Source organism: Flavobacterium panacagri, from assembly GCF_030378165.1.
GTDB lineage: Bacteria > Bacteroidota > Bacteroidia > Flavobacteriales > Flavobacteriaceae > Flavobacterium > Flavobacterium panacagri.
Genome location: NZ_CP119766.1, coordinates 4,886,863 through 4,913,614, shown reverse-complemented (window position 1 = coordinate 4,913,614; position 26,752 = coordinate 4,886,863). Strand labels below are relative to the sequence as shown.

Here is a 26,752-nt window from a genome sequence, read left to right as displayed (position 1 = left end):
TAATGTTTTCTATGAGTAGCCAAAAATGAGAATTTCTACAAGGCTTGTAATACTTTTTTTATAATTTATTAAATTTCCTTAAAATGTGGATTCAATAATTACGAAATCGATTGCTAAAATAGCCATTTTAAATTTATTTCTCCAATAATTACAGACTGTTATTTCTAATAACCTTCAATTTTTAACAAAAAATACAAAAAACATAAAGGATAGTACAGGACAGTTTTGTTTTTTACATTCTATTATTTTACAAAACCAAATTACTAACAAACCAAACCTTAAACCAAAAAAATATATGGAATCATTATTAGGAATTATTTTTCATTCTATCGGAGGATTTTCTTCAGGTAGTTTTTATATGCCTTTTAAGAAAGTAAAAGACTGGGCTTGGGAAAGCTATTGGCTAGTAGGAGGATTTTTCTCTTGGCTGATCGTTCCGCCAATTGCAGCTTACTTAACGATTCCAAATTTTGCCGAAATTATTGCAGCAGCTTCTCCATCAATAAAAGCCTTTACTTTTTCGATGGGATTAATCTGGGGAATTGGCGGTCTAACTTACGGTTTAGGAGTTCGTTACTTAGGAATGTCTTTAGGGAATTCAATTACTCTAGGATTCTGTTCTGCATTTGGTGCTTTAGTTCCTTCTATTTACTACGATTTTGTTCCAACTGAGGGTAAAATTTCATTCTCTGACATGCTTTCTAATTCTGGTGGACAGCTGGTTTTATTTGGAGTTGTCGTTTATCTTGTTGGGATTGCCATATCTGGAAAAGCAGGAATGCTGAAAGAAAAGGATTTTGCAACAGGTCATGAAGATAAGGATAAGGATTTCAACTTAGTAAAAGGTTTGATTGTAGCTGTGATTTCAGGAATTTTGAGTTCATTCTTTAATTACGGAATTGAAGCTGGGAAATCAATGGCAGAGCAAGCTGTAATAACAGGTTCTAATCCATTATTTCAGAATAATGTAACTTATGTTGTTTTGTTATGGGGAGGTTTAACCACTAACTTTATTTGGTGTCTTTATTTGAATTTTAAAAATAAAACAATTAAAAATTATACGGACAAATCTACTCCAATAACTAAAAACGTTATGTATTCTGCACTTGCAGGTACAATGTGGTTTTTACAGTTTTTCTTTTACGGAATGGGAGAGAGCAAACTTGGAAATGGTGCCAGTTCATGGATTCTGCACATGGCAACCATTATTTTAACAGCAAACTTTTGGGGTTTTTATTTGAAAGAATGGAAAGGAGTTTCTAAAAAAACAATAAGAACTTTTTTCTGGGGGATCGGGCTTATTATGCTGGCGATCGTTTTGGTAGGAATTGGTAACTCATTATAAATAATACAAGAAAATAATATAAGTATATGTCGAATACAAAAACAATTAATACAAATTTTAAGCATGTAAGCTACCTTTGGGATGATGCTAAAGCCGCAGCACTAGCGGGGGATGAAGTAGCGCTTTTTATTTATCGTTCTAACTTGTTAGGAGCTGATTTAAGACTAACTAATTATGGAGGTGGAAATACTTCTGTAAAAATTACAGATAAAGATCCTTTAACAGGAACATCTTCTGAAGTAATGTGGATTAAAGGTTCTGGCGGTGATATTGGAACTTTGACAAAATCTGGTTGTGCAGCTTTGTATTTAGACAGACTTCGTAATCTTGAAAATGTTTACAGAGGAATTGAATTCGAAGATGAGATGGTAGAATTATTCAACCACTGTATTTTTGATTTGGCTTCTAAAGCACCTTCTATCGATACACCTTTACACGGTTTTCTTCCGTTCAAACATATTGATCACTTACATCCAGATGCGGCAATTGCAATCGCTGCGGCTAAAGATGGAAAAAAGATTACAGAAGAATTATTTAACGGAGAAATTGGCTGGGTTGGCTGGCAGCGTCCAGGTTTTGACCTTGGTCTTCAGTTAAGAGCTTGTTTAGAAGAAGCCGCTAAAAACGGAAAACAATTACGTGGTATTATGTTAGGTTCTCACGGTTTATTTACTTGGGGAGATACTGCATACGAAAGTTATATTAATACGCTGGAAGTAATCGAAAAATGTGCTGAATACTTAGAAAGCAACTATGGTAAAAAGCGTCCAGTTTTTGGAGGTCAGAAAATTGAAAGTCTTGCTGAAGCAGATCGTAAATTAAAAGCAGCAAAAGTAGCTCCAATCTTAAGAGGTTTTTGTTCGTCAGAGCGTCAAATGATTGGTCATTATACAGACGATGCAAGAGTTTTAGAATTCATCAACTCTAATGATTTGTCTAAATTAGCTCCGCTAGGAACTTCTTGTCCAGATCACTTTTTGAGAACTAAAATCAGTCCTTTGGTTTTAGAATTAGATCCAAACGAAGATTTATCTAATGTTGATGCGGTCAAAGCAAAATTAACTCCTGCTTTTGAGGCTTACCGTGCCATGTACAAGGACTATTACAATGCTTGTAAAAAATCAAATTCGCCAGCAATGCGTGACCCAAATCCAGTTGTAATTTTATATCCTGGAGTTGGTATGTTTACTTTTGCTAAAGATAAAACAATGGCGCGTTTAGCATCTGAATATTATATCAATGCTGTAAACGTTATGAAAGGTGCTGAAGCAGTGTCAGAATACACTTCATTGCCACATCAAGAGGCTTTTGATATTGAATATTGGTTGTTGGAAGAAGCTAAATTACAGCGTATGCCAAAGCCAAAAGCATTATCTGGAAGAGTAGCTTTGATTACAGGATCAGCGGGAGGAATTGGTAAAGCTATTGCTAAAAAATTCGCTCAAGAAGGTGCTTGCGTTGTAATTAATGATATTAATGAAGAGCGTTTAGAAGGTGCAACTGCTGAGTTTATCAAATCATTTGGAAAAGATGCGGTTTCTAGTACTTTATTGAATGTTACTGACGAAGTAAGTACAGAAAAAGCATTAGATGAAGCTTCTTTAGCTTTTGGTGGTGTTGACATTGTAGTGAACAATGCTGGAATTAGTATTTCAAAATCTATTGCAGAACATACTTTAGAAGAGTGGGATAGATTATATGATATCTTGGTAAAAGGACAATTTATTGTTTCTAAAGCGGGAATCGAAGTAATGCGTAAACAAGGTTTTGGAGGAGATATCGTAAATATCGTTTCTAAAAATGCTGTTGTTGCAGGCCCAAATAACCCAGGTTATGGTTCGGCTAAAGCTGCGCAGGCGCACTTAACACGTTTAATGGCTGCAGAACTTGGAGCAGATAAAATTCGTGTCAATACAGTAAATCCCGATGCTGTAATTTCAGATTCAAATATTTGGTCTGGAGGATGGGCTGAAGGTCGTGCAAAAGCATACGGAATCACAGTGGAAGAACTTCCGGCTTACTATGCAAAACGTACGTTATTAAATGAAATCATATTGCCTGATGATATTGCCAATGCTTGTTTTGCTTTTGTTGGAGGTTTACTTGGTAAATCTACAGGAAATGCCTTAAACGTAGACGGCGGCGTTGCAATGGGCTTTTATAGATAAAGATTGTTTAGGTTTTTTATATAAGTTTGTTTAAGCAAAAGTGGTTTTTTGTGGTCTAACGTTCGAATCTTTCGGACGTTAGATTTTTTTAGCATATAACATTGCGCTTTAACAACAAAAACTTAACAAAAAAGTGAAGTAAAACGGGAGTTTAACTGCTATAAAATTTTTAAGTTGAAAAATATTAAACACGTAAAGATATGGAACACAGAGAAAACGGATTCGCTATCGCGAAAACGCTGATCTGCACAGATTTTTTAAATTTCATTACAATAAAAAAATCCGGTTTTTTCCGTGTCTTCGCGATAGCGAATCCGCGTCATCCGCGTCAAAAATCTAAGCATTTGGTGTTAAAAAATATAATAAGCCTATAAAAATTTATATATTGTAAACTCTATAAAAAGATAAATAACTATGTTAATCTCATCAAACCATATTGATTCTCATAATGAGGATTTATTAAAAAAACATCAAAATAAATTAGTTTTTACAGCTTCAGAAATAAATGAAACAGAAGCTATTATTCAAAAATTAATCGATTTTCAAATTGCAATTCCATCTTGGGCTTTAGGAACTGGAGGGACAAGATTTGGACGTTTTGCAGGAGGAGGAGAGCCTCGTTCTTTAGAAGAAAAAATTGAAGACGTTGGGTTGCTTCATAAATTGAATAATGCATCAGGTGCCATTTCACTTCACATTCCTTGGGATATTCCAACGAATTATGGTGCAATTAAAACATTAGCTAGTCAGCATGGTTTGAAGTTTGATGCAATGAATTCAAATACATTTCAAGATCAAGCTAGTTCTGAGCATACTTATAAATACGGTTCTTTACAAAACGTAAACAAAGCAGTTCGCAAACAGGCGATTGCTCACAATATTGAAGTAATTAAACATGGAATAGAATTAGGATCTGAGTCTTTAACAATTTGGTTAGCTGATGGTTCTAATTTTCCAGGACAATTAAATTTTAGACGCGCCTATCAAAATACTTTAGAAAGTTTAGAGGAAATCTATGATGCATTGCCTTCAAACTGGAAATTATTTTTAGAATATAAATGTGCTGAACCTAACTTTTATTCTACTACAGTAGCAGATTGGGGACAGTCTTATTCATACGTTCAAAAATTAGGGGACAAGGCAAAAACACTTGTTGATTTAGGTCATCATTTGCCAAATGCAAACATCGAACAAATTGTTTCTATTTTATTGATGGATAATAAATTAGGTGGATTCCACTTTAACGATTCAAAATATGGAGATGATGATTTAACTGCAGGTGCGTTAAAGCCATACCAGTTATTCTTAATTTTTAATGAATTAGTAGAAGGAATGGATGCAAGAGGAATGAATCACGCAAAAGATTTAGGCTGGATGATTGATGCTTCTCATAACATTAAAGATCCATTAGAAGATTTATTGCAATCTGTTGAAGCGATTATGATTGCTTATGCACAAGCACTTTCTGTTGACAGAAAAGCATTGGAAAAAGCGCAAGAAGAAAATGATGTGGTAAAAGCACAGGAAATCCTTCAAAATGCTTTCCGTACAGATGTTCGCGCATTAGTGTCAGAAGCTCGTCTTCGTTCTGGAGCAGCATTAGATCCAGTGGCATTATATCGTTCACTTCAAGTAAGACAAAATCTTATCGAAGAAAGAGGTTTAAAAACAATGGCAACGGGATTATAATCTGAATTTTTAAGTTATTGGTTATTAGTTATGAGTTAAGTAGATTAACTATTGTTGCTTGTGTTGTTTATTTAATGTAAAAAACAATATGATTAAGCACAATAATATTGAACTTTTCACATGACCAATAACCCCATAACTCATAACTCATAACTAAATAAAATGAATGTAGTTGCGATTTTTGATATTGGTAAAACAAACAAAAAGGTTTTTTTATTTAATGAAAATTATAAAATTGTATGGGAAAAATCAGTTAATCTGGAGGAAACAAAAGACGAAGACGGATTTCCCTGCGAAGATATAGAGGTTCTTCAAAAATGGATTTTAGATCGATTAGAAGAAATAAAAAAGCTGAGTGATTATGTTTTAAAAGCCATCAATTTCAGCACTTACGGAGCCAGCTTCGTTTATATAGACGAAAAAGAAAAAGTTTTAACTCCTCTGTATAATTATCTGAAAGATTATCCAGAGGAATTAAAATCTGATTTTTATAAAAAATATAAGGGAGAAGAAAAGTTTGCTGTAAAAACAGCTTCTCCAGTTTTAGGCAGTCTGAATTCTGGAATGCAGATTTACAGGTTAAAAGAAGAAAAACCTGAATTATTTCAGAAAGTAAAATACTGTCTGCATCTTCCGCAGTTTTTGAGTTTTCTTTTAACTAATGAAGCTTATGCAGATATTACAAGCATCGGCTGTCATACCAATTTGTGGAATTTCAAAAAAATGAAATATCATAAATGGTTAAAAAGTGAAGAAATTGAGGCTAAATTGCCTCCAATTTATTACGGTAAAGATGTTATAAGAACAAAAGAAGGATTATCTATTGGAACAGGACTTCACGACAGTTCTTCAGCAATAATTCCGTACACCATAAACTTTACAGAACCTTTCGTTTTATTATCAACTGGAACTTGGAGTATTTCTCTAAATCCTTTTAATACTAAGCCATTGACTTTTGAAGAGTTGCAGCATGATTGTTTGTGTTATATGCAATACACAAATAAACCCGTTAAAGCGGCACGTTTATTTGCCGGAAACGAACATGAAGTGCAAACGAAAAGATTGGCGGAACATTTTAATCTACCTGTGGATACTTATAAGGAGGTTTATTTTGACAAAAAAATAACAGCCAATTTACGTTCACTGAACTATCAGATTTTCTATCCAAAGAAATATGATTTTGATATTTTAAAAGAGTGTCCTTTTCAAAAGAGAGATTTATCACAGTTTAAAGATTATGAAACTGCGTATCATCAATTGATGCTGGATTTAGTGGAACAGCAATATTTTTCTACCAATTTGGTAATCCAGAACAGTCCTGTAAAAAAGATTTTTGTAGATGGCGGATTCAGCAAGAATTCAATTTATATGAATTTATTGGCAGAGGCTTTTCCAGATGTTGAGGTTTATGCCGCTTCAATGGCGCAGGCGAGTGCTTTGGGCGCTGCATTGGCCATTCATGAAAATTGGAATCCAAAACCAATTCAGAATGATTTAATTGACTTGAAATTCTATAAACATTAGGTAAAAACGGTCTGTATGTTGTAAATTTGCTGAAAAACGTATTTTTTACATTTTTTACCCTATACGCCTAATGAACAACACACTAAATACTACAATATGAAAATTGGACTTTTTATACCTTGTTATGTCGACCAATTTTACCCAAAAGTAGGAATTGCAACCTACGAATTACTTCAAAAATTAGGCTGTGACGTGCATTTTCCAATGGGACAAACCTGTTGTGGACAGCCAATGGCAAACAGTGGTTATGCACATTTAACAAAAGGATGCGACGCTAATTTTATTTCTAATTTCTCAGGTTTTGATTATATCGTTTGTCCTTCTGGAAGTTGCGTTTTACACGTGAAAGATCACTTACACGATGAAAAACAAGAAGAGAAAGCGACAGCAATACGAAATACAGTTTACGAACTTACAGAGTTTATTACAGATATTTTAAAAATTGACCATATCGACGGACGATTTCCTTTTAAAGTAGGAATGCACGTAAGCTGTCACGGTCAGCGTGGATTAAAGCTTTCGCAGATGTCAGAATTAAATGCACCATTCTTTTCTAAACCAGAACAATTATTACACAATATAAAAGATCTTGATTTAGTTGCTTTAACCAGAAAAGACGAATGCTGTGGTTTTGGAGGTACATTTTGTGTTACCGAAGAAGCTGTTTCTGTAAAAATGGGGCAAGATCGTATTAAAGATCATGAAAGTCATGATGTGGATTATATTACCGGTGGAGATATGTCTTGCTTGATGCATTTGGACGGAATTCTAAAAAGACAAAAAAGCAGGATCAAAACCATTCACATTGCTGAAATATTAAATTCACTCGAAAATTAAGAACAAATGTTGAGTATAAAATTTAATCGCAAAGTTCGCAAGGTTTTACGCTAGGTTCGCAAAGTTAATTTTAATCTTTGCGAACTTTGCGCTTTTTCCTTTGCGAACTTTGCGGTTAAATAAAGCATACCAATGATAAATATTTCAAAATTGACTTTTAAATAGTAGAAAATGTCATCAGAAAAAATAATATCCCACAGCGAAGCCGCGACAAAGTTTAATAAAGATGTAGAACGTGTCAATTGGCATGATGAAACACTTTGGTTTGTTCGCGCTAAAAGAGATAGATCCGCACATCAAATTGAAGATTGGGAATTGCTTCGCGAAACGGCTTCTCAAATCAAGTTAAACGTACTGTCTAATATTCACGATTATTTAGTTGAATTTGAAGCAAACGCTCAAAGAAACGGTATCATTGTGCATTGGGCAGCTGATGCCAAAGAACACAACGAAATTGTACATTCGATCATGGCAAAACATGATGTAAAGCAGATGGTAAAATCCAAATCGATGCTTACAGAAGAATGCCATTTAAACGATTATTTAGCCGAAAAAGGAATTGAAGTAATCGATTCAGATTTAGGAGAATATATTGTGCAGCTTCGTAAAGAACCGCCAAGTCATATTGTACTTCCAGCGATTCACTTAAAAAAAGAAGATGTAAGTGAAACTTTCCACGAACATTTAGGTACAGAAAAAGGAAATTTCAATCCGCAATATTTAACGGAATCAGCTCGTCATAGTTTGAGAAATACTTTTTTGACTAGAAAAGTGGCGCTGACGGGAGTCAATTTTGCTGTTGCAGAAACAGGGGAATTTGTGGTTTGCACCAATGAAGGAAATGCCGATATGGGCGCTCATTTAGCAGACGTTCACATCGCCTGCATGGGATTCGAAAAATTAATTCCGAAAAGAGAACATTTAGGTGTTTTCCTTAGATTATTAGCAAGAAGCGCAACAGGACAACCGATTACTACTTTTTCAAGTCACTTCAAAAAACCAAGAGACGGAAAAGAAATGCATATTGTAATTGTAGACAACGGAAGAAGTACGCAATTAGGAAGAGAAGATTTTAGAAATTCTCTAAAATGTATTCGTTGCGGTGCTTGTATGAATACTTGTCCAGTTTACAGACGAAGTGGTGGACACAGTTATCATAATGCAGTTGCGGGGCCAATTGGTTCTATATTAGCGCCAAATTTAGATATGAGCAAAAATGCTGATCTGCCTTTTGCAAGCACACTTTGTGGTTCATGTACGAATGTTTGTCCCGTAAAAATTGATATTCACGATCAATTATACAAATGGCGTCAGGTTTTGGTAAAAGAAGGCCATACACCAAAAGTAAAAACGGTGGCAATGAAAACAATGGCAACAGTGCTGGCAAATCCAACGGTTTTTAATATTGCTGGAAAATCAGGACGATTTGTAATGAAGAATATTCCAGGAATGGTTAACAATAAGATGAATAAATGGTACGATCAGCGCGAAATGCCAGATGTTCCAGAAGAATCTTTTAGAGAATGGTACAAGAAAAATTCGCGAGAATCTAAAGAAAAAGGAAATGAGTAGTAAAGGCGAAATTTTAAAAAGAATAAAAGCGAATCAGTCAGAATTGGTTTCAGAACTACCAGATTTAAAAGTCTTAGGATCGGAACAATTTGATATCTTAGAAACGTATAAAACGGTTTTAAAAGGAATTGGAGGCGATCCTGTTGAAGTTGCTGATTATAATGAAATCATCAATTACATCAAATCGAATTATAATCTGCAGAAACGATTAATAACAACACTTCCAGAACTTTCTGAAATTGCGTCTTTAGACTGGAAAACAGTTGATCCGCATTCGCTTCAGGATGTTGAATTAACGGTTATTAAAGCACATTTTGGTGTTGCAGAAAACAGTGGGCTTTGGGTTACGGATGATATATTAGGTCAGCGTGTTGCACCTTTCATAGCACAATATTTAGCTATTATAGTTCATAAAAAAGACATTCTGCCAACGATGCAACAAGCTTATGACAGAATTGGCAATATGGAATATGGATTTGGAACTTTCATTGCAGGGCCATCAAAAACAGCAGATATTGAACAATCTCTAGTTCTAGGCGCACATGGCGCAAGAGGATTGATTGTTTTTTTATTAGAATAATAAGTTGATTGAGCTTCTTTATTGATAAAAATATTCGCATAGAATTTAAACTCTATAAGGAATGTTTTATTAAAAAGAATAGCTTAAATATAAAAGCTTGATTAGAATGCAGGAATGTTGGTCATTTCTGCATTCTTTTTTTAAATTTTTCCTAAAATTACCTTATAATTGTACTTATTACCCGACCCTAACTAAGTACATTTTGAAACCATTTGTTCTCTATTTTCTACTCCTTTTAGGATTTTCTTCTGAGGTTTTTTCACAAGATTATCCAGTCAAATTCCTTGATATTTCTGACGGTTTGTCTAATAATTCAATTATCTCTATTTACCAGGATAATGAAGGATTTATGTGGTTTGGAACTTATGATGGTCTAAATCGATATGATGGCTACAATTTTAAAGTTTTTAGAAATCGGATCAACGATAAAAAATCACTTTTATTCAATACGATCTACAATATTGAAGGCGATTCTAAAAACAATATTTGGATAGGAGGAACCAATGGAATTTGTATTTACGACAAGAAGAAAGCCGTCTTTCATACCGTTAGATATATAGCTCAAGATAAAAAAACAAAAGTTTTACAGGATATTATTCATCAGATGCGATCTGTGTCAGATCAATTGGTGTTGGTTGCTTCCCAAAAATTAGGATTATTGGCTTTTGAGAATGGTTCTTTTATTGGAAAACATATTTCGTTAAATGCTTTAGGAAACAGAATCAGAATTAATACTTATGACGCGATTGCTATTCAGGAAAACAAAGAAAAATCAGGATGCTGGGTGTATGTTCGAAATGTGGGGGTGTGTAATTATGATTATAAGATAAAAGATTTAAAAATAATATTTCCGCTTTCCATTGGAGTAAAAGCAATGAAATTGTCCGCTGACGGAAATCTTTTATTAGGAACCGATGAAGGATTGTTTTTATTGAATACTAAGACAGGTTTGGTTTCTGAAAATTATTTTACCAATAAATGCAGTGTTACAGATATTTTAATTGATAAAAAAGGAAAAACCTGGTTGACAACAGACGGATGCGGTATTTTTTACATCAATCAAAATAATAAGCCTTTTCCTTACAACGAGCAATTAGCAAAGAGTAATTCGGTCTGGAGTTTATACGAAGACAAATCAGGTAACAAATGGTTTGGTTCACTTCGTGGGGGAATCAGTATGCTGAGTGATACGCCTAGGTATTTTAAAAGCATCCGATACAATGCAAAAGAGCCTGCAGACAACTTTATTTTATCTTTTTATGAAGATGAAAAGAACAATCTTTTGGTGGGAACAGATGGTGCAGGATTAAAATATTGGGATCGAAAAAATAATACTTATACCAATTACGGAGTTTCACTTTCAAGTCCTTTTATAACCGGAATAATTCGTGATGCCAATAACGATATCTGGATTTCTACTTGGGCAGGAGGAATCAATCGCATCAATAAGAAAACAAATAGTGTAAAAAAATATTCGTGTTATAATACTTTTACTAAACAAACTGAAAAAAATATTTGGTTTGTATTCAAGGATTCAAAAGCCAATATTTGGGCAAGTGCAACAAATGAAGGTTCATTATATTTTCTGGATCGCAAGACAGACAATTTTATTCTTTTTGATAAAAATATTGACAATCTACAATGCATGACGGAAACTTCAGATGGAAAATTGTGGGCAGGAAATTATAGTACGCTTTTATCTATCGAAAAAGAAACGCGAAAAGTTACTAAAAAAGCCATTGGAAATCCTATTCGATGTATTTATGAAGATAAAGACAAGAATCTTTGGGTTGGAACACAAGAGGGAGGTTTGCTATTATTCGATCGAAAAACAAATACTTTTAAAAGATTAACGATTGATGATGGCTTGCCGTCGAATACGGTTTTAAGGTTGTTGGAAGACAAATACGGCAACTTATGGATGAGTACCTACAACGGAATTTGCCGATATGATAAAAAGAGTAAAACATTCCGTAGTTTCTCTGTAAACGATGGACTTCAAAGCAATCAGTTTAGTTTTAATGCAGGTATCAAACTTTCTTCTGGAGAATTTCTTTTTGGAGGAATTAATGGTTTTAATATTTTTTATCCGGAAGCCATAAAGGGTTTTAACCAAAAGAACAATGTTTTACTGACTGATTTTTATGTGAATAATCAGTTGATTGAAGAAAGTAAAGCAGAAGTTGATACTGATTCAGATAAAATAAAAGAGGTTAGTTTAGAATACGATCAAACGACATTGTCATTAGAATTTGTTGCGTTGGATTATAACAACTCAGACAAAATAAATTACGCCTATTTTCTAGAAGGCTGGGACGAACAATGGAATTATGTTGGACAAACCCGAAAAGCAAATTATTCTAGACTTCCGGAAGGGAAATATACTTTTAAAGTAAAAACAACCAATTTCCAGGGCGGATGGAATAAAGAAGTTAGTTTAGTTTCTATAACCGTTTTACCACCTTGGTATAGAACGTGGTGGGCGTATACCTTGTATTTAGTAGTAATTGGAGGTATGTTATTTTTATATTTGGATTATAATAAAAACAAAGAGAAATTAAAGTACAAGGTAAAAATCGCCGAACTGGAAAGTAAAAAAGAAAAAGAGATAGCCGAAAAACAGGCGTCAATGTTTACTTATATTTCGCATGAATTTAGAACGCCGCTTTCGCTGATTATTAATCCGTTGAAAAAAGCGGTTCAGAAAGAAAATGTTGAAAATGGTTCTGCTGGAAGTGATTTGGCTATTGCGCACCGAAATGCGAGAAGACTTTTAAGTTTGGTTGATCAGTTGCTTTTATTAAGAAAAGCTGAAAACGATGCCGATTCCCTGCGATTGTCTCCAATCAATGTAAATAATCTTTCTAATGAAGTTTATCAATGCTTCGTCAATCAGGCAAAAGAAAAGCAGATTAGTTATAATTTCATTATTCCTGACCATGAAATTACAATCATTGGCGATTATGAAAAGATCGAAATTTCGTTGTTCAACTTAATGTCAAATGCTTTTAAATACACACCTGTTGGAGGAGAAATCAATTTAAAAGTAACCGAAAATGAGGATGAAGTTTTTCTTGAAATAAGCGATAGCGGAGACGGAATTGATAAAAAAGATATTGACGTTATTTTTGAAAAATTCAAGCAGATCAATTCTAAAGTTTCCGTGGGAACTGGTTTTGGTATCGGACTTTATATTGTTAAATATTTTGTGGATAAACACAAAGGTTCTGTGACCTGTAGCAGTGAAGCTGGAAAGGGAAGTATTTTTAAGCTAACATTTTTAAAAGGAAACAGCCATTTTGAAAATGCTGAAATAACAGACGAAAAACCACACAGAAGCCAGTTATTTGATGAATTGATTCCAGATGAATTGGAAGAGCTGGCTGTAATAAACTCGGTTTCAGAAAGCGATTTTAAAAAGACAATGTTAACTGAAAAACGCACCGTTTTAATTATTGATGATAATGCTGAAATTCGGGCTTATCTGATCAAATTGTTTTCGGATAATTACATTGTATACAGTGCAGAAAATGGAGAAGAAGGTTTAAAATTGACCAAAAAACACATTCCAGATCTTGTAATCAGCGATATTACTATGGAAGAAATGGATGGTTTGGAATTATGCCGAAAAATTAAAGAAGACAATGCTTTATCGCACATTCCTGTTATTTTACTAACGGCATCCAAAAATCCTGAAACACATTTACAGGGAATTAATGAAGGGGCAGACGATTATATTACCAAGCCTTTTGATGATGATATTCTGACAGCCAGAGTAGAATCTTTATTGCGAAACCGACACAATTTACGGGCTTATTTCTTAGATAGCATTACGCTAAAAGAAAACACGCAGAAAGTTCCTGTCGAATATCAACAGATGTTAAAAAAATGTATTGATATTGTAGAAGCAAACATTCATAAAAAGGATTTTACGATTCGGACTTTTGCACTTGAAATGGGAATGAGCCACAGAACGCTTTATACCAAAATCAAAATTATTTCGGGACAGACTTTAAACGCTTTCATTCGTTCCTTACGAATTCGAAGAGCCGCAATGCTGATGCTGACCGAAGAAATGAATATCGCACAAGCAAGTGCCGAAGTTGGTTTTGAAGATCCTAAATATTTCAGACAGCAGTTCGTAAAACTTTTTGGAATGACGCCTTCAGAATATATTAAAAAATACAAAAACTCTTTCAATTCTGACTTAAACATTATTAAATAGTTAAACGGATATTAATTTTTGCTTGCATAATTGGAGCAATTTTAGCCAGAATGATTAATATCTTCTACTCAGCGTAATCGTTTTAGCTGAAAAACTGCTATTTATTTAATAATTGCATATAATTCAAAAATATATATGTAATTTTTAATACTTCGTAAAATTTATTCAAAAATTATAGTTAATTGCAATTTTGACCTCCTTTTTTTTCCATTTTACCCCTCCTTAGAAGTGTGTAATAAACATTTCTTTGCACTTGTAGCAATCAATTAGTACGGAATTGCTGTTAGTTATAAATGTTAGTTTCAGGATAATTTTTTTATCTGTTTTAAAGAGCTGAGCACTCTTTAAATTTCTAAAAGTAATGGTTGGTTACATTACTTTTTGAACCCGCAGTTTAGCAATAAGCTGCGGGTTAATTTAAAAAATAACTAACATAATTAAGAAGTAAAAAGAGAAAAAAAATAGCAAACAATTAATCAAACTCAATTCAATATGAAAGTAACCACATAATTAATTTCGACTTCTTTTCTGCCTCAAGAGAGGAAGAGAAAACTTGAATAACCTACGATTAAAACAAACTTTCGATTACGAAAGAAACCTAACTAACTAAACCTTAAAATTAAAGAAATGAAAAAAAAAGTATTTTTATTTTTTCTTGCTCTTTTTGGCGTTCTATTAACGGGATGCCAAAATAATGAATCAGGATTCCCTAGTTCTGATAACCCTACGGTGGTTGTTTCTACTAAAGAAATTTATGGAGCACCAACTAGAAAATTTGAAATCAAAGCAGCTCTTGCCGATGATTTAGGATTAAAAAGCGTACAGATTCAAATTCCAGAATTATCATTGGATAAAGTAATCAGTTTTAAGACGGATCCGCTTTTAGAATCGTATGATCTGAGTTACTTTTTTGAAGTTCCAGCAAACAGAGGAACATCAGAAGCATTCAAAATAAAATTAATCATTACAGACGTTTCAGGAAATGTTGTAAACGAAGAAATCAATTTACGTCTTGACGGAGAATTTGCTGCGCCTAGTATTACCATGATAACGCCGAAAGATGGAGCGGTTGTTTTATTGTCAACAAGCAATAAACTGCCGGTAAATTTTGTAGTAAACGATGATTCAGGTATTGATTTTATTCAGATCAAATCGGAAGCTTTAGGAATCAACGAAACAGTTCAGTTGACAAATTCGCCACAATCTTATACCTTCAATAAAACCTATACTTTACCTGTAACTGCGGCAAACTACACTTTAACGATTACAGCTAAAGATAAATTTGCGATTCCAAACACGGGATCAATAAATGTCAACATCGTAGCAACAAACGAATATCCAGCCATTTATTTATGCGATCAGCCAAAAGGAACTAATTTGACAACAGATGCAGTTGGAGTTCCAATGTATTTCCATGAGAAAAGCGGACAGGATTTCGAATTCAAATATTATGCTGATAAAGACAATAAAGAAATTTATTTCCTAGGTCAAGAATCAGATTTTGCACCGCATTGTTTTGGTTTAAATGCAGCAAATGAATTAATAGATGATGTGTCTTCAACACCAATTATTTTACCAACAAAAGGATATTACAAGATTAAAGTAAATCCAAATACTTTAAAATATACTGCAGAAAAATACACGCCTTCAAGTAAAGTTTGGGCAAATATAGCAAACGGTTTATGGCACGATGATGCAGCGCAGAGAAGACCATTCGTAAGTGTCTGCGGTGGTGGAATTCAAGGAGCAACATGGGATACTTGGGATGCTTGGACACAAAAAGGATTGCACTTAGCTAATAATGCTTCAAATCCATATCAATTAGTTGGAGAATATACTTTAACGGGTACTATGGAAGCTACTTTCACAGGACAATGGTGGGATCCATCTTGGAGATTAATTAAAAACGGAATTGCAACCATGTCTCCAGGAGAAAATGGAAATGCTAAATATCCTGCTGCTCCGGGTGTATACAAAGTAGTTTTAGATACGGAATTAGAAAGAGTATTTATCACAAAAAAATAGTGGGTTATGACCTTTGTTGTAACATTAATAAATAAAACAGCTTCATATGAAATTTAAATATATAGGATTTTTTATTGCCCTTTTGTGTACTGCGGTATCCTTTGGACAAATAAAAATAAAAGGGACTGTAAAGGATAAAGCCAATGTGCCGATTCCGGGGGTGAATATATTGGTAAAAGGAACATCATCATCGGCAGCAACTGATTTTGATGGGAATTACGTGCTGAATGTTCCGAATAAAAATGCGCAGATCGAATTCACTTTTGTTGGTTTTACCACTAAAGTAGAAACGATTGGAGATAAAACAGAACTTAATGTAATTCTGGAAGAATCCAGCCAGGCATTAGATGAGATAGTTGTAGTAGGTTATGCTGCGGTTAAAAAGAGCGATGTAACCAGTTCGATTTCTTCTATAAAAGGAAAAGAGCTTCAAACTATGACTGTGGGTAACGTAACCGAATCGCTGCAAGGTAAAGTTGCAGGGGTTCAAGTAACGGGAGTTGGAGGTCCGGGAGCACAGCCTAGGGTTTTAATTCGTGGTATTTCTACCTTAAACTTAAGCACAGATCCGCTTTATGTGGTTGATGGTATCCCAATGGGAACCAGCATCAACTTCTTAAGCAACAATGAAATCGAATCTATGGAGGTTTTAAAAGATGCTTCTGCGAGTGCTATTTATGGTTCTCGTGCTTCCAATGGAGTTATTTTAATTACTACCAAAAAAGGAAAAGTGGGTAAAACAAGATTCAATTTTGACTTAAGTTCTGGTATGCAGATCATGAATAATCCTTATAATATGGCTGATGCCGAAGGTTATGCAACGATTATGAATACGGCTTATAACAATTCTGGTTATTCAGATTATCTGCCAAATCCATCTCAATACAGAGGAAAAACTACTGATTGGTGGAATGCTGGAATTAGAAAAGGAACACCGGTTACTAATGCTTCTTTAGGTATATCCGGAGGTTCTGATAAACATACTTATGCCATCAGTTTAAACTACTATAATTCTGATTCTATGTATGGAATTGGAGGCTGGGAAAGAGTCACAATGAGAATCGCAAATGATTTCAAGTTCTCTGACAAATTCTCTGCAGGAATTACTTTAAACCCACGTTATGAAACTTGGGGTTCTCCTGGAAACTGGGCAGATTTTGATAAAATTGATCCGATTACGCCAATTTATAAAACACCAGATCAGTTAAACGGAACAGAGAATGAATACAGTATTTATGCCAGATCTCCGTCGTATGTATGGAATCCAGTTGCATCTGTAAAAAGATATGACGATTATTCAGACCAGTATAACTTGAATACAAACGGATATTTACAGTACGAACCAATCAAAGGTTTAGTGATTCGTTCACAAGCTTCAATTGAAGTTGGGGATATTGTTAGAAATAAATTCAGCCCAGATTTTGTAATTGATGCTGCACACGAAAAAGCAGAAATCAACAGTGTTGAAAAATGGAATACTACTGATGTTAACTGGACATGGCAAAACACAATTACCTATAATAAAACATTCGCAGAAAAACACAATGCGTCTTTAATGGTAGGTAATACAATGGAAGAATACAATCAAAGTAAACTTTGGGGATATGGAGAGGGAGTTCCAAACAACTCTGATTCTATGAGAGAATTGGATGCCGCTACTAAAAACCGTAACAGTAGTGGTAACAGAACCTCAAATTCTTTGATGTCTTATATTTCTCGTTTTTCTTATAACTATGACGGTAAATATTATTTCACAGGAACATTCAGAAGAGACGGTTCTTCAAAATTCATGACTGAAAATAAATGGGCCAATTTCCCTTCGGCATCAGTTTCTTGGAGAATTTTAAACGAAGGTTTTATGGAATCGGCTAAAGATGTTGTAAGTGATTTGAGACTTAGAGCAGGATGGGGTAAAGTAGGGAATCAAGGGTTGCCAGATGCAGTTTATCAATCTAATATTGGACAAGGTTATTATGTAATTGGCGGTGAAGTTGTAGATACTTCGTATCCTTCTTCAATGGCAAACAAAGACATCAAATGGGAAACGGTTGAAGACATGAGTTTTGGTCTTGATTTCGGATTCTTTAAAAACAAAATATCTGGTTCTTTGGAGTATTACAGAAAACAGACACACGATATGTTGTTCTTAAAACAATTTCCAACTTACAGCGGATTTCCAGATAACTCTAGAATGTGGACAAACATTGGATCTATGCAGTCAAGTGGTATCGATTTGTTACTTTCTTATAAAAACAAAAAAGGTGATTTCACATACGGTGTAGATGTAACTTTTACAACGGTAAATGTTGAAATGCTGTCTCTTTCTGCTGATGGAGAAAGACTATACGGTTCAAACAATAGAACATTAACGGTAAAAGGCAACGAACCAGGATATTTCTACGGATATGTTGCAGATGGTTTATTCCAAAACCAAACCCAATTAAATTCGCATACAGATGAGCACGGAACCAAATTACAGCCTTATGCGCAAGTGGGAGACATTCGTTTTAAAGATCTTAATGGAGACGGAAAAATTGATGATAAGGATAGAACAAAAATTGGTTCTCCGTGGGCAGATTACAATATTGGTTTGAACTTAAATTTTGCTTACAAAAACTTTGATTTAATAGCGAATTTTTATTCAAGTATTGGGAATGATATAGTAAATGAAAATATTTCAGATTTGTATAATGGAGCAAGTTTAACGAATAAAGTAAGCGGATTAGAACAAATGGCTTGGCATGGAGAAGGAACTTCTAACTACATTCCGAGATTATCAAAAGATGATAACAACGAAAACTTTACAAAATTCTCTTCTTTTTATGTCGAAGACGGTTCTTTTGTACGTATGAAGAACTTACAGCTGGGGTATTCTTTCTACAACAAATTTGGTTTAGACAAATTAAGAATTTCGTTATCAGGACAGAATTTATGGACTTGGACAAAGTACACGGGAGTTGATCCTGAAGTAGGTGCTGGAGATCCTGATAAACAGGACAGAGTAAAAGGAGCAGGTTTTGGAGGATGGAATTATCCAGTACAGCCAACAATCTTGATGGGACTTAATGTTGCATTTTAATTAAAAAGATCATGAAAAAAATAATAGTATCAATTATAGCTTTTTCTCTATTCTCAGCTTCTTGCAGCGACTTTATTGAAAAAGAACAAAGAGGAAAGCAGACGTTAGAAAACTATTTTCAAACGGTACAAGAATGCGAAAACTATGCAAATGAATTGACGCAGCGTTTGTTATTGGCAAAAGAATGGTGGGTATTAACTGCTCCAAGAGTAACCAACGAAATGTCTACTGATGACGCTTGGATGGGAAACACAGGACAGGACAACAGCGCGCACAGACCTTGTTCACAATATATCATTACACCAGATAATATGGGAGATATGAATGGTATTTATACGGCTCATTACTACACCATTCAATCGGCAAATATTGGTTTGGAGAAAATGGCTGTATCACCAATTACTGAAGCTCAGAAAAACCAATATATGGGAGAATCATTATTTGTACGTGCTTATTGCTACTACGAATTAGTAAATCTTTTTGGAGGAGTTCCGTTATATACAAAATCATTAGGAACATCAGATTTAACTTTGGAAAGAAGTTCTGCGGCAGATGTATATGCACAAATTGAAGCTGATCTTAAAGATGCAGCAGCAAAATTAGAAAGTGCTCCAGTTGCAAGAAATGGTAGAATTAACAAATGGGCTGCTTATGCTTTATTGGCTCGTGTATCGCTGTTTCAAGAAAAATGGGCAGAAGCGAAAACTTATGCTAACAAAGTTATTACAGAAGGACCGTTTCAATTAGAAGCAGATTTCTTAAATATTTGGAATGTAAACAACCATAACGGAGTAGAATCTATTTTAGAAGCGCAATCCTCTTCGGTTCAAGATCGAAACTTAGGAGCAGCTCTTCCAACTTTATCTGGAGCAAGAGGAGAAGACAAAAAGAATTTTCCAAGTAATGATGCAGCAGATGTTTTAGACGGATGGGGATGGTGCATGCCAACAAGTGATTTAGAAAATGCTTATTTATCTGAAAATGATGTGATCCGTCGTAGAAGCACCATTACCAAATGGGGAGAAGCTGCTTACGGAGATGAGGTTTTAAATCCAACACATAAATTCAGTTTAAACGATAATAAATCGGGGCGTATCTGCCGTAAATATTATATTCCAATTGCAACACGTCGTTCATTAGATAAAAAAGATGCTCACTTACCATTAAATATTCCATTGATTCGTTTAGCTGAAATGTATTTAACAAGAGCAGAAGCTAATTATCATACAGGCGGAGATGCTTTAGGAGATATCAACATCATCAGAGCACGTGTAAAATTAGATCCAAAGACAGGAATTTCTGGTCCAACACTTTTAAGACAAATCTATAAAGAGCGTCGTTTAGAATTGGCTTTTGAAGGGTTACGTTTATTCGATATTCGTCGTGAGAAAGATCCAACAACAGGAAGACCAGTTATTGAGTCATTGATGGGACCAAACGGAACTTTTGTGAAATACAATTTGAGTTCTACAGATCCATACGAAACTACAAACTTGAGAGAACCTCAGGATAAAGGAATCAATTTTAACCCTGCTAAAAACTTGTTGTGGCCAATCCCACAATTAGAAATCGATTTGAGCGGTGGTGTAATTAAACAAAATCCTGGATACTAATATGAAGATTAATAATCAAAATAGAGTAAGTCTGCTGTGTGCAGGCTTACTTTTCGCAAGTTCTCTTTTTGTAAGCTGTGATTCTGAGAAATCTGAAAATTCAGGTTCAGAAAATGCGGTAACAGAATTGAAAGTAAGTTTGGATATGAATCTTCAGACTATGGAAAGTTTTGGAGCTTCGGATGCTTGGCAGTGTAACTTTATTGGAAAAAACTGGCCAACTGAGAAAAGAAATAAAATAGCTGATTTATTGTTCAGCCAAGGTTTAGATGCTGACGGAAATCCAAAAGGTATTGGATTGTCATTATGGCGTTTTAATATTGGAGCAGGAAGTGCAGAGCAGGGAGATGCCAGTGATATTACAGATGAATGGAGAAGATCGGAATGTTTTACGACTAACGGTGTTACCTATGATATGACAAAACAAGCTGGACAGGTTTGGTTTATGAAAGCAGCAAGAGAACGTGGTGTAGATAAATTATTAGCATTTGCTAACAGTGCTCCAGTGTATTTGACTCAAAACGGAAAAGCACATGCTACTATCAAAGAGTTTTATAATTTAAAAGACGGTAAAATGCCCGATTTAGCTGATTTCTGGGTTACATCTTTAGATAAATTAAAAACAGAACACGGTTTAACAATCGATTATGTGAGTCCGTTTAATGAACCGCAATACGAATGGGATGGTTCTGGACAAGAAGGTTCGCCGGCAACGAATACTAATATTTACAGTTTTGTAAATATTTTATCTCCAAAATTGCAGGCCAAAAATTTAGAAGCTAAAATTGTTGTGGGAGAATCAGGAGCTTATGAGCCTTTGTACAAAACCGTTTCAGGAAAGGAAAGCAGATCAAATCAGATTGATTATTTCTTTGCTGCGAATTCTTCTAAAAAAATCACAGGTTTAAGCAATGTAAAAAAGACTATTTCGGGACACAGTTATTGGCAGGCTTGGCCATTAAGCACTCTTATTTCGTCAAGACAGGAAGCTGCATCAAGAATTCAGTCGGTTGGAGGAGTTAGTCTTTGGTCATCAGAATATTGTGTTTTAGAAAGTCCAGGAACTGCTGAACTTCCAGGTGGAGCAGGAGCAGGAAGAGATTTAGGAATGTCATTAGCACTTTGGACTGCTCGTATTGTCAGCACTGATATTGCGGTTGGAGGTGTAACTTCTTGGCAATGGTGGACAGCAATCAGCCGTGGAGATTACAAAGATGGTTTGATTCACGTAGATGATGGCGCAAGCAACGGAGCTGGAAATGCAGATTATTGTAAAAACGATGGTTACATCAGAGATTCTAAAACACTTTGGGCATTAGGAAACTTTTCATTCTTCGTAAAACCAGGAATGGTTAGAGTTCAAATTCCAAGTGTTGATAATACAACGGAACTAAATAATGTCATGGTTACCGCTTATAAAGATGCGACAAACAAAAAACTAGTTGTGGTTGCGGTTAATATGAGCAAATCGGCGAAAGCCTATAAATTGAATCTTTCGGGAGGAACAGTAACCGACAATAAATTAACGCCTTACACCACTTCTGAAACATTGAGTTTGAAAAAAGGAACAACGGTAGATGTTTCTGGTTTTGAAATCCCTGCCAGATCTGTAGTAACCTACGTAGGAATGTATAAATAAGAATAAAAAATTAACCGCAAAGTAGCAAAGACAAACCGCAAAGTTCGCAAAGCTTAAATTAAACTTTGCTCCCGATAGCTATCGGGATTGCGAAAAACTTAGCGCCTTTGCGGTTAAAAAACAAGAAATAAATGAGAAAAATATATCTCTCGCTTTTATTGGTAATTAGTTCGCTGTCATTTGCACAGCGAACTGTTACTATTAGTACAGATAAGGTAGTACAAACCATGGACGGTTTTGGAGGTTCTGATGCCTGGCGAACTCAGTTTGTGGGGAAAAATTGGCCAGAACAGAAAAAAAATGCCATTGCAGATTTGCTGTTCAGTAAAGAAATCGATGCAAACGGAAATCCAAAAGGAATTGGACTTTCGATCTGGCGATTTAATCTGGGAGCCGGAAGTACGGAACAAGGAGAAAACAGCAAAGTTTCTGATGAATGGAGAAGAAGTGAATGTTTTCTAAATGCTGATGGGACTTATGATTTCTCCAAGCAAGAAGGACAAAGATGGTTTCTGCAGGCGGCTAAAAAAAGAGGAGTAGAAAAATTTCTTATTTTTACCAATAGTCCTCCGGTTTACATGACAAACAACGGATTATCTTTCGCCTCTCAAAAGAATAAACTGAATCTAAAAGATGGTGCAATTCCAAAATTTGCCGATTTCTTAGTTCAAAGTATTCAGGGATTGGAGAAAAAAGAAGGGATCAAATTCGATTATGTGAGCCCAATAAACGAACCGCAGTGGGAATGGATGCCAAAACAAGGCGATACCAACAGTCAGGAAGGAACGCCGGCAACGAATCAGGAAATTTATGATTTAACCAAATCACTTTCGGAAAAGCTGTTAGCTAAAAAAATGAATACTGAAATTGTGATTGCAGAAGCAGCACAAATTGATTATTTATATGAAAATGTAAATGCAGAAAATCGTGACAATCAAATTGATTTTTTCTTCGGAAAGACTAAAACGAATGTCACTAAATTTCCAAATGTTAAAAATGTAATCCTTGGACACAGTTATTTTACAACTTGGCCAATTGAAAGACAAGTTTTAAGTCGTAAATTAATCGCCGCAGAAATAAAACAAAAACCGGGATTAAAATACTGGCAGTCTGAATACTGTATTTTAGAAAATCCAGGAGAAGCTGAAATTCCGGGAGGTTCTGGAGGTGGAAGAGATTTAGGAATGCAGACCGCTTTGTTTGTAGCGAGATTAATTCATAATGATATTGCAGTAGCCAATGCCGCTTCATGGCAATGGTGGACTTCGATCACAAGAGTAGATTACAAAGACGGTTTGATCTATCTGGATGACGGAAAAAGCAACGGAGGAACTGAGCCCAATTATGTGAAAAATGATGGCGAATTTCACGATTCAAAACTGCTTTGGGCTTTAGGTAATTATTCGCTTTTTGTTCGTCCGGGAATGCAGAGAATTGATATTCCGAACCAAAAAGAACTGGACTCAGCAAATGATGTAATGCTGACCGCTTACAAAGACATTCAAAATAAAAAACTGATCGTAGTGGCAGTAAATTGCGGAAAAGAAGCTCAGAAATACAAGTTCGATTTATCAAAAGGAACTTTAAAAAACAATGAGTTCACGCCTTATATAACTTCTGATAATTTAAATTTAAAAAGAACCAGTTCGCAGAAAATTAATAATTTAGAGATTCCTGCAAAGTCAGTAGTGACGTTTGTGGGAGAATTTGAGTAGTGGCAGTGTTCAGATTTTTAGTATTCAGTTTTAAGTTGAAGATTTGTTAAGAATAAAAACTAAGCCAAGAACTGAATACTAGAAATCTGAAAACTGAATACCAATCCAAATCTTGAAACCAAAAATTAACTAAAAAATAAAAATATAGTGTTAAGTAAGAAAACTTTAATCCCTGTTTTACTCTTTTCATGTCTGTCTGCGAGCAGTCAGATTTCGTTTGGAGATTCAAAGAAAATTAATGACAATTGGAAATTCAATCTTCAGGATGTTTCCGATGCAAAAAATGCCAATTTCGATGATGCTAAATGGCAGAACGTAAATGTACCGCACGATTGGAGCGTAAAAGGACAACTGAGTCCAACGTTGGCAAGCTGTCAAGGATACTTGCCGGGCGGTATAGCTTGGTACAGAAAATCAATTAATATTCCGCAGAGCAAATCGGGCGAAAAGGTGTATTTGTACTTTGAGGGAGTTTACAACAGAAGTGAAGTTTTCATCAACGGAAAATCATTAGGGAAACGTCCAAATGGTTATATTTCTTTTGCTTATGATGCGACTCAATTCGTAAAATACGGTGGAGAAAATACAATTTCAGTTCGTGTTGACCACAGCCAGAGCGCCGATTCAAGATGGTATACGGGTTCAGGAATTTATAGAAATGTGTGGGTAGTGTATGCTAATCCGGTTCATATTGCACAATGGGGTGTTTATGCTTATCCAGAAGTTAAAAAAGGAGCCGGAACATTGAATGTTGAGGTAGATGTAGAAAATGGTTCTGCTTCGAAATCAACTTTAACCGTTGTAAATGAATTGTTTTCAAAAGATGGAAAATCAGTTGGAAAAACAACTTCTAAAGTCGAAGTTGCACCCAATCAAAACGGAAAAATTTTGGCTAAAATCAATGTTAAGAATCCACAGTTATGGGATTTAGACAATCCGAATTTGTATCAGTTAAAAACAACCGTTTTACAAGACGGAAAAGAAATCGATAAAACAGTAACACAAACAGGTTTTAGAAATTTTACTTTCGATCCAAATAATGGTTTTGCTCTTAACGGAAAATGGATGAAAATGAAGGGAGTTTGTTTACATCACGATGCTGGAGTTTTAGGTTCAGCAGTTCCAAGAGAAGTTTGGAAAACAAGATTGCAAACCTTGAAGGAAATTGGTGTAAATGCCATCAGAACAAGTCATAATCCGCAGGCACCAGATTTTTATGAACTTTGCGACGAATTAGGACTATTAGTTTTAAACGAAGCGTATGACGAATGGGAATTCCCAAAACGTAAATGGTTAGAAGGCTGGAATTACGGAACTCCGGGTTTTGAAGGCTCATTTGATATTTTCGCAGAGTATGCTGAAAAAGACCTTGAGGATTTTGTGCGTCGTGATAGAAATCATCTTTCTGTATTTGCGTGGAGTATTGGTAACGAAGTAGATTATCCAAACGATCCGTATTCGCATCCTGTTTTAGATAAAGGAAAAGACGGTTTCGGACAAGCAGCTTATGGCGGTTATAAACCAGATGCACCAGATGCCATGCGACTTGGAGCTATCGCAAAACGTTTGGTGGCAGCAGTTAAAAAATACGATAAATCGCGTCCAACAACAGCTGGTTTAGCAGGAGTTGCCATGTCTAATGAAACAGAATATCCAGGCGCTTTAGATATTACAGGATACAATTATACAGAAAGCAAATACCAGACAGATCACGCTAAATATCCGAAAAGGGTAATTTACGGAAGTGAGAATGTTCACGATATGGAGCCTTGGCTGGCAGTAAAAAACAATAAGTTCATTTTTGGACAATTCCTTTGGACAGGTATCGATTATTTAGGAGAATCAGGAAGATGGCCTTCAAGAGGATTTTACTCAGGTTTAGTTGATTTTGCTGGAGTAATCAAACCAAGAGGATATTTCCGCCAGTCTTTATGGTCAGATAAACCAATGGCGTATTTAGGAACGTATCCTTTAGTAAATGAAAAAGATATTTCTAAAGATGCATGGGCAATTTGGAATTACGAAAACGGACAAAAAATCCGTGTGGTTTGTTATACCAACGCTGCAAAAGCACGTTTAGAATTGAACGGTAAAGTAATTGGAGAAGCTAAATTATACGACGAAAAAACAGGAATTATATATTGGGATATTCCATTTGCTTCAGGGAAATTAGAGGTTGTTGGTTTAGATAAAAGCGATAAAGAAGTGAGTCGTTATGCGATTAATTCAACACAACAGCCGGTTGAATTGACAATTGCAGAGAAAAACATCACAATCAGCAAAGAGAAAGGTGTAGCAAAAATCATGGTTCAGGTTAAAGACCAAAACGGACTTCCGGTAATGCTTTCAGATAATGAAGTTACGTGTACAATAAGTGGCCCAGGAACATTATTAGGATTAGAAGCAGGAAACAACAGCGATATGACTGATTATACGGATAATGTGCAGAGAGTTTTCCACGGACATATTGCAGCTTATATTCAGTCAAAAGGAGATTCGACAGAACCTATCAAAGTTAAATTCACAAGCCAATGGCTAAAACCAGTTGAGGTTACGATTAATGTAAAATAAAAATGTTCCATCGGAACATCTCATAGGTAGTAGAGGTAACCATTAATGTAAAATATAGAATGTCCTATTGAAACGTTATTAATCTCTCATCGATTGAGATGAAAAGCATATAATAATGAAATTGTTTATCCCATTGTATCAAGTAATTGACAAAAAAACAATGGGATATT

At 35.0% G+C, this 26,752-nt stretch carries 14 protein-coding genes; all 14 read left to right on the top strand.

All coding sequences use genetic code 11. The annotated features are described in order from the left end of the window. Positions 1 to 295: 295 nt before the first annotated feature. The 14 genes from rhaT to P2W65_RS20920 all read left to right on the top strand — a co-directional run bounded on the left by rhaT (position 296) and on the right by P2W65_RS20920 (position 26,582). Positions 296 to 1,345 carry an L-rhamnose/proton symporter RhaT gene (rhaT, locus tag P2W65_RS20985; protein WP_289660887.1) on the top strand — a complete coding sequence of 350 codons (1,050 nt, stop codon included), beginning with the start codon at positions 296 to 298 and terminating at the stop codon, positions 1,343 to 1,345. A 26-nt stretch (positions 1,346 to 1,371) separates the two neighbouring features. Then, entirely contained in the window at positions 1,372 to 3,513 is a 2,142-nt protein-coding gene (locus tag P2W65_RS20980; RefSeq protein ID WP_289660885.1) for a bifunctional aldolase/short-chain dehydrogenase, read from the top strand. A gap of 414 nt (positions 3,514 to 3,927) precedes the next feature. Beyond that, a complete protein-coding gene (locus P2W65_RS20975; protein ID WP_289660883.1) occupies positions 3,928 to 5,202 on the top strand; it encodes a sugar isomerase in 1,275 nt (424 codons plus the stop codon). A gap of 162 nt (positions 5,203 to 5,364) precedes the next feature. Next, positions 5,365 to 6,726 carry an FGGY-family carbohydrate kinase gene (locus tag P2W65_RS20970; protein ID WP_289660881.1) on the top strand — a complete coding sequence of 454 codons (1,362 nt, stop codon included), beginning with the start codon at positions 5,365 to 5,367 and terminating at the stop codon, positions 6,724 to 6,726. Between the two features lie 96 nt (positions 6,727 to 6,822). Next, complete coding sequence (locus P2W65_RS20965) at positions 6,823 to 7,563, top strand: (Fe-S)-binding protein (RefSeq protein WP_289660879.1); 741 nt, start codon at positions 6,823 to 6,825, stop codon at positions 7,561 to 7,563. 171 nt (positions 7,564 to 7,734) lie between these two features. Beyond that, positions 7,735 to 9,135: a lactate utilization protein B gene (locus tag P2W65_RS20960; protein ID WP_289660877.1), complete on the top strand. Its 1,401-nt coding sequence runs from the start codon at positions 7,735 to 7,737 to the stop codon at positions 9,133 to 9,135. Next, positions 9,128 to 9,715: a LutC/YkgG family protein gene (locus tag P2W65_RS20955; protein WP_289660876.1), complete on the top strand. Its 588-nt coding sequence runs from the start codon at positions 9,128 to 9,130 to the stop codon at positions 9,713 to 9,715. Before P2W65_RS20960 ends, P2W65_RS20955 begins: the two co-directional genes overlap by 8 nt. A gap of 202 nt (positions 9,716 to 9,917) precedes the next feature. Further along, positions 9,918 to 13,940, top strand: a complete 4,023-nt coding sequence (locus P2W65_RS20950) for a two-component regulator propeller domain-containing protein (protein ID WP_289660873.1) — start codon at positions 9,918 to 9,920, stop codon at positions 13,938 to 13,940. A 627-nt stretch (positions 13,941 to 14,567) separates the two neighbouring features. Next, positions 14,568 to 15,965, top strand: a complete 1,398-nt coding sequence (locus tag P2W65_RS20945) for a hypothetical protein (protein WP_289660871.1) — start codon at positions 14,568 to 14,570, stop codon at positions 15,963 to 15,965. 46 nt (positions 15,966 to 16,011) lie between these two features. Next, positions 16,012 to 19,044: a SusC/RagA family TonB-linked outer membrane protein gene (locus P2W65_RS20940; protein WP_289660869.1), complete on the top strand. Its 3,033-nt coding sequence runs from the start codon at positions 16,012 to 16,014 to the stop codon at positions 19,042 to 19,044. An 11-nt stretch (positions 19,045 to 19,055) separates the two neighbouring features. Then, positions 19,056 to 20,657 carry a RagB/SusD family nutrient uptake outer membrane protein gene (locus P2W65_RS20935; RefSeq protein WP_289660867.1) on the top strand — a complete coding sequence of 534 codons (1,602 nt, stop codon included), beginning with the start codon at positions 19,056 to 19,058 and terminating at the stop codon, positions 20,655 to 20,657. A gap of 1 nt (position 20,658) precedes the next feature. Further along, a complete protein-coding gene (locus P2W65_RS20930; RefSeq protein WP_289660865.1) occupies positions 20,659 to 22,296 on the top strand; it encodes a glycoside hydrolase in 1,638 nt (545 codons plus the stop codon). Between the two features lie 131 nt (positions 22,297 to 22,427). Next, positions 22,428 to 24,011: a glycoside hydrolase gene (locus P2W65_RS20925; RefSeq protein WP_289660863.1), complete on the top strand. Its 1,584-nt coding sequence runs from the start codon at positions 22,428 to 22,430 to the stop codon at positions 24,009 to 24,011. A gap of 147 nt (positions 24,012 to 24,158) precedes the next feature. Further along, entirely contained in the window at positions 24,159 to 26,582 is a 2,424-nt protein-coding gene (locus tag P2W65_RS20920) for a glycoside hydrolase family 2 TIM barrel-domain containing protein (protein ID WP_289660861.1), read from the top strand. Positions 26,583 to 26,752: the final 170 nt, after the last annotated feature.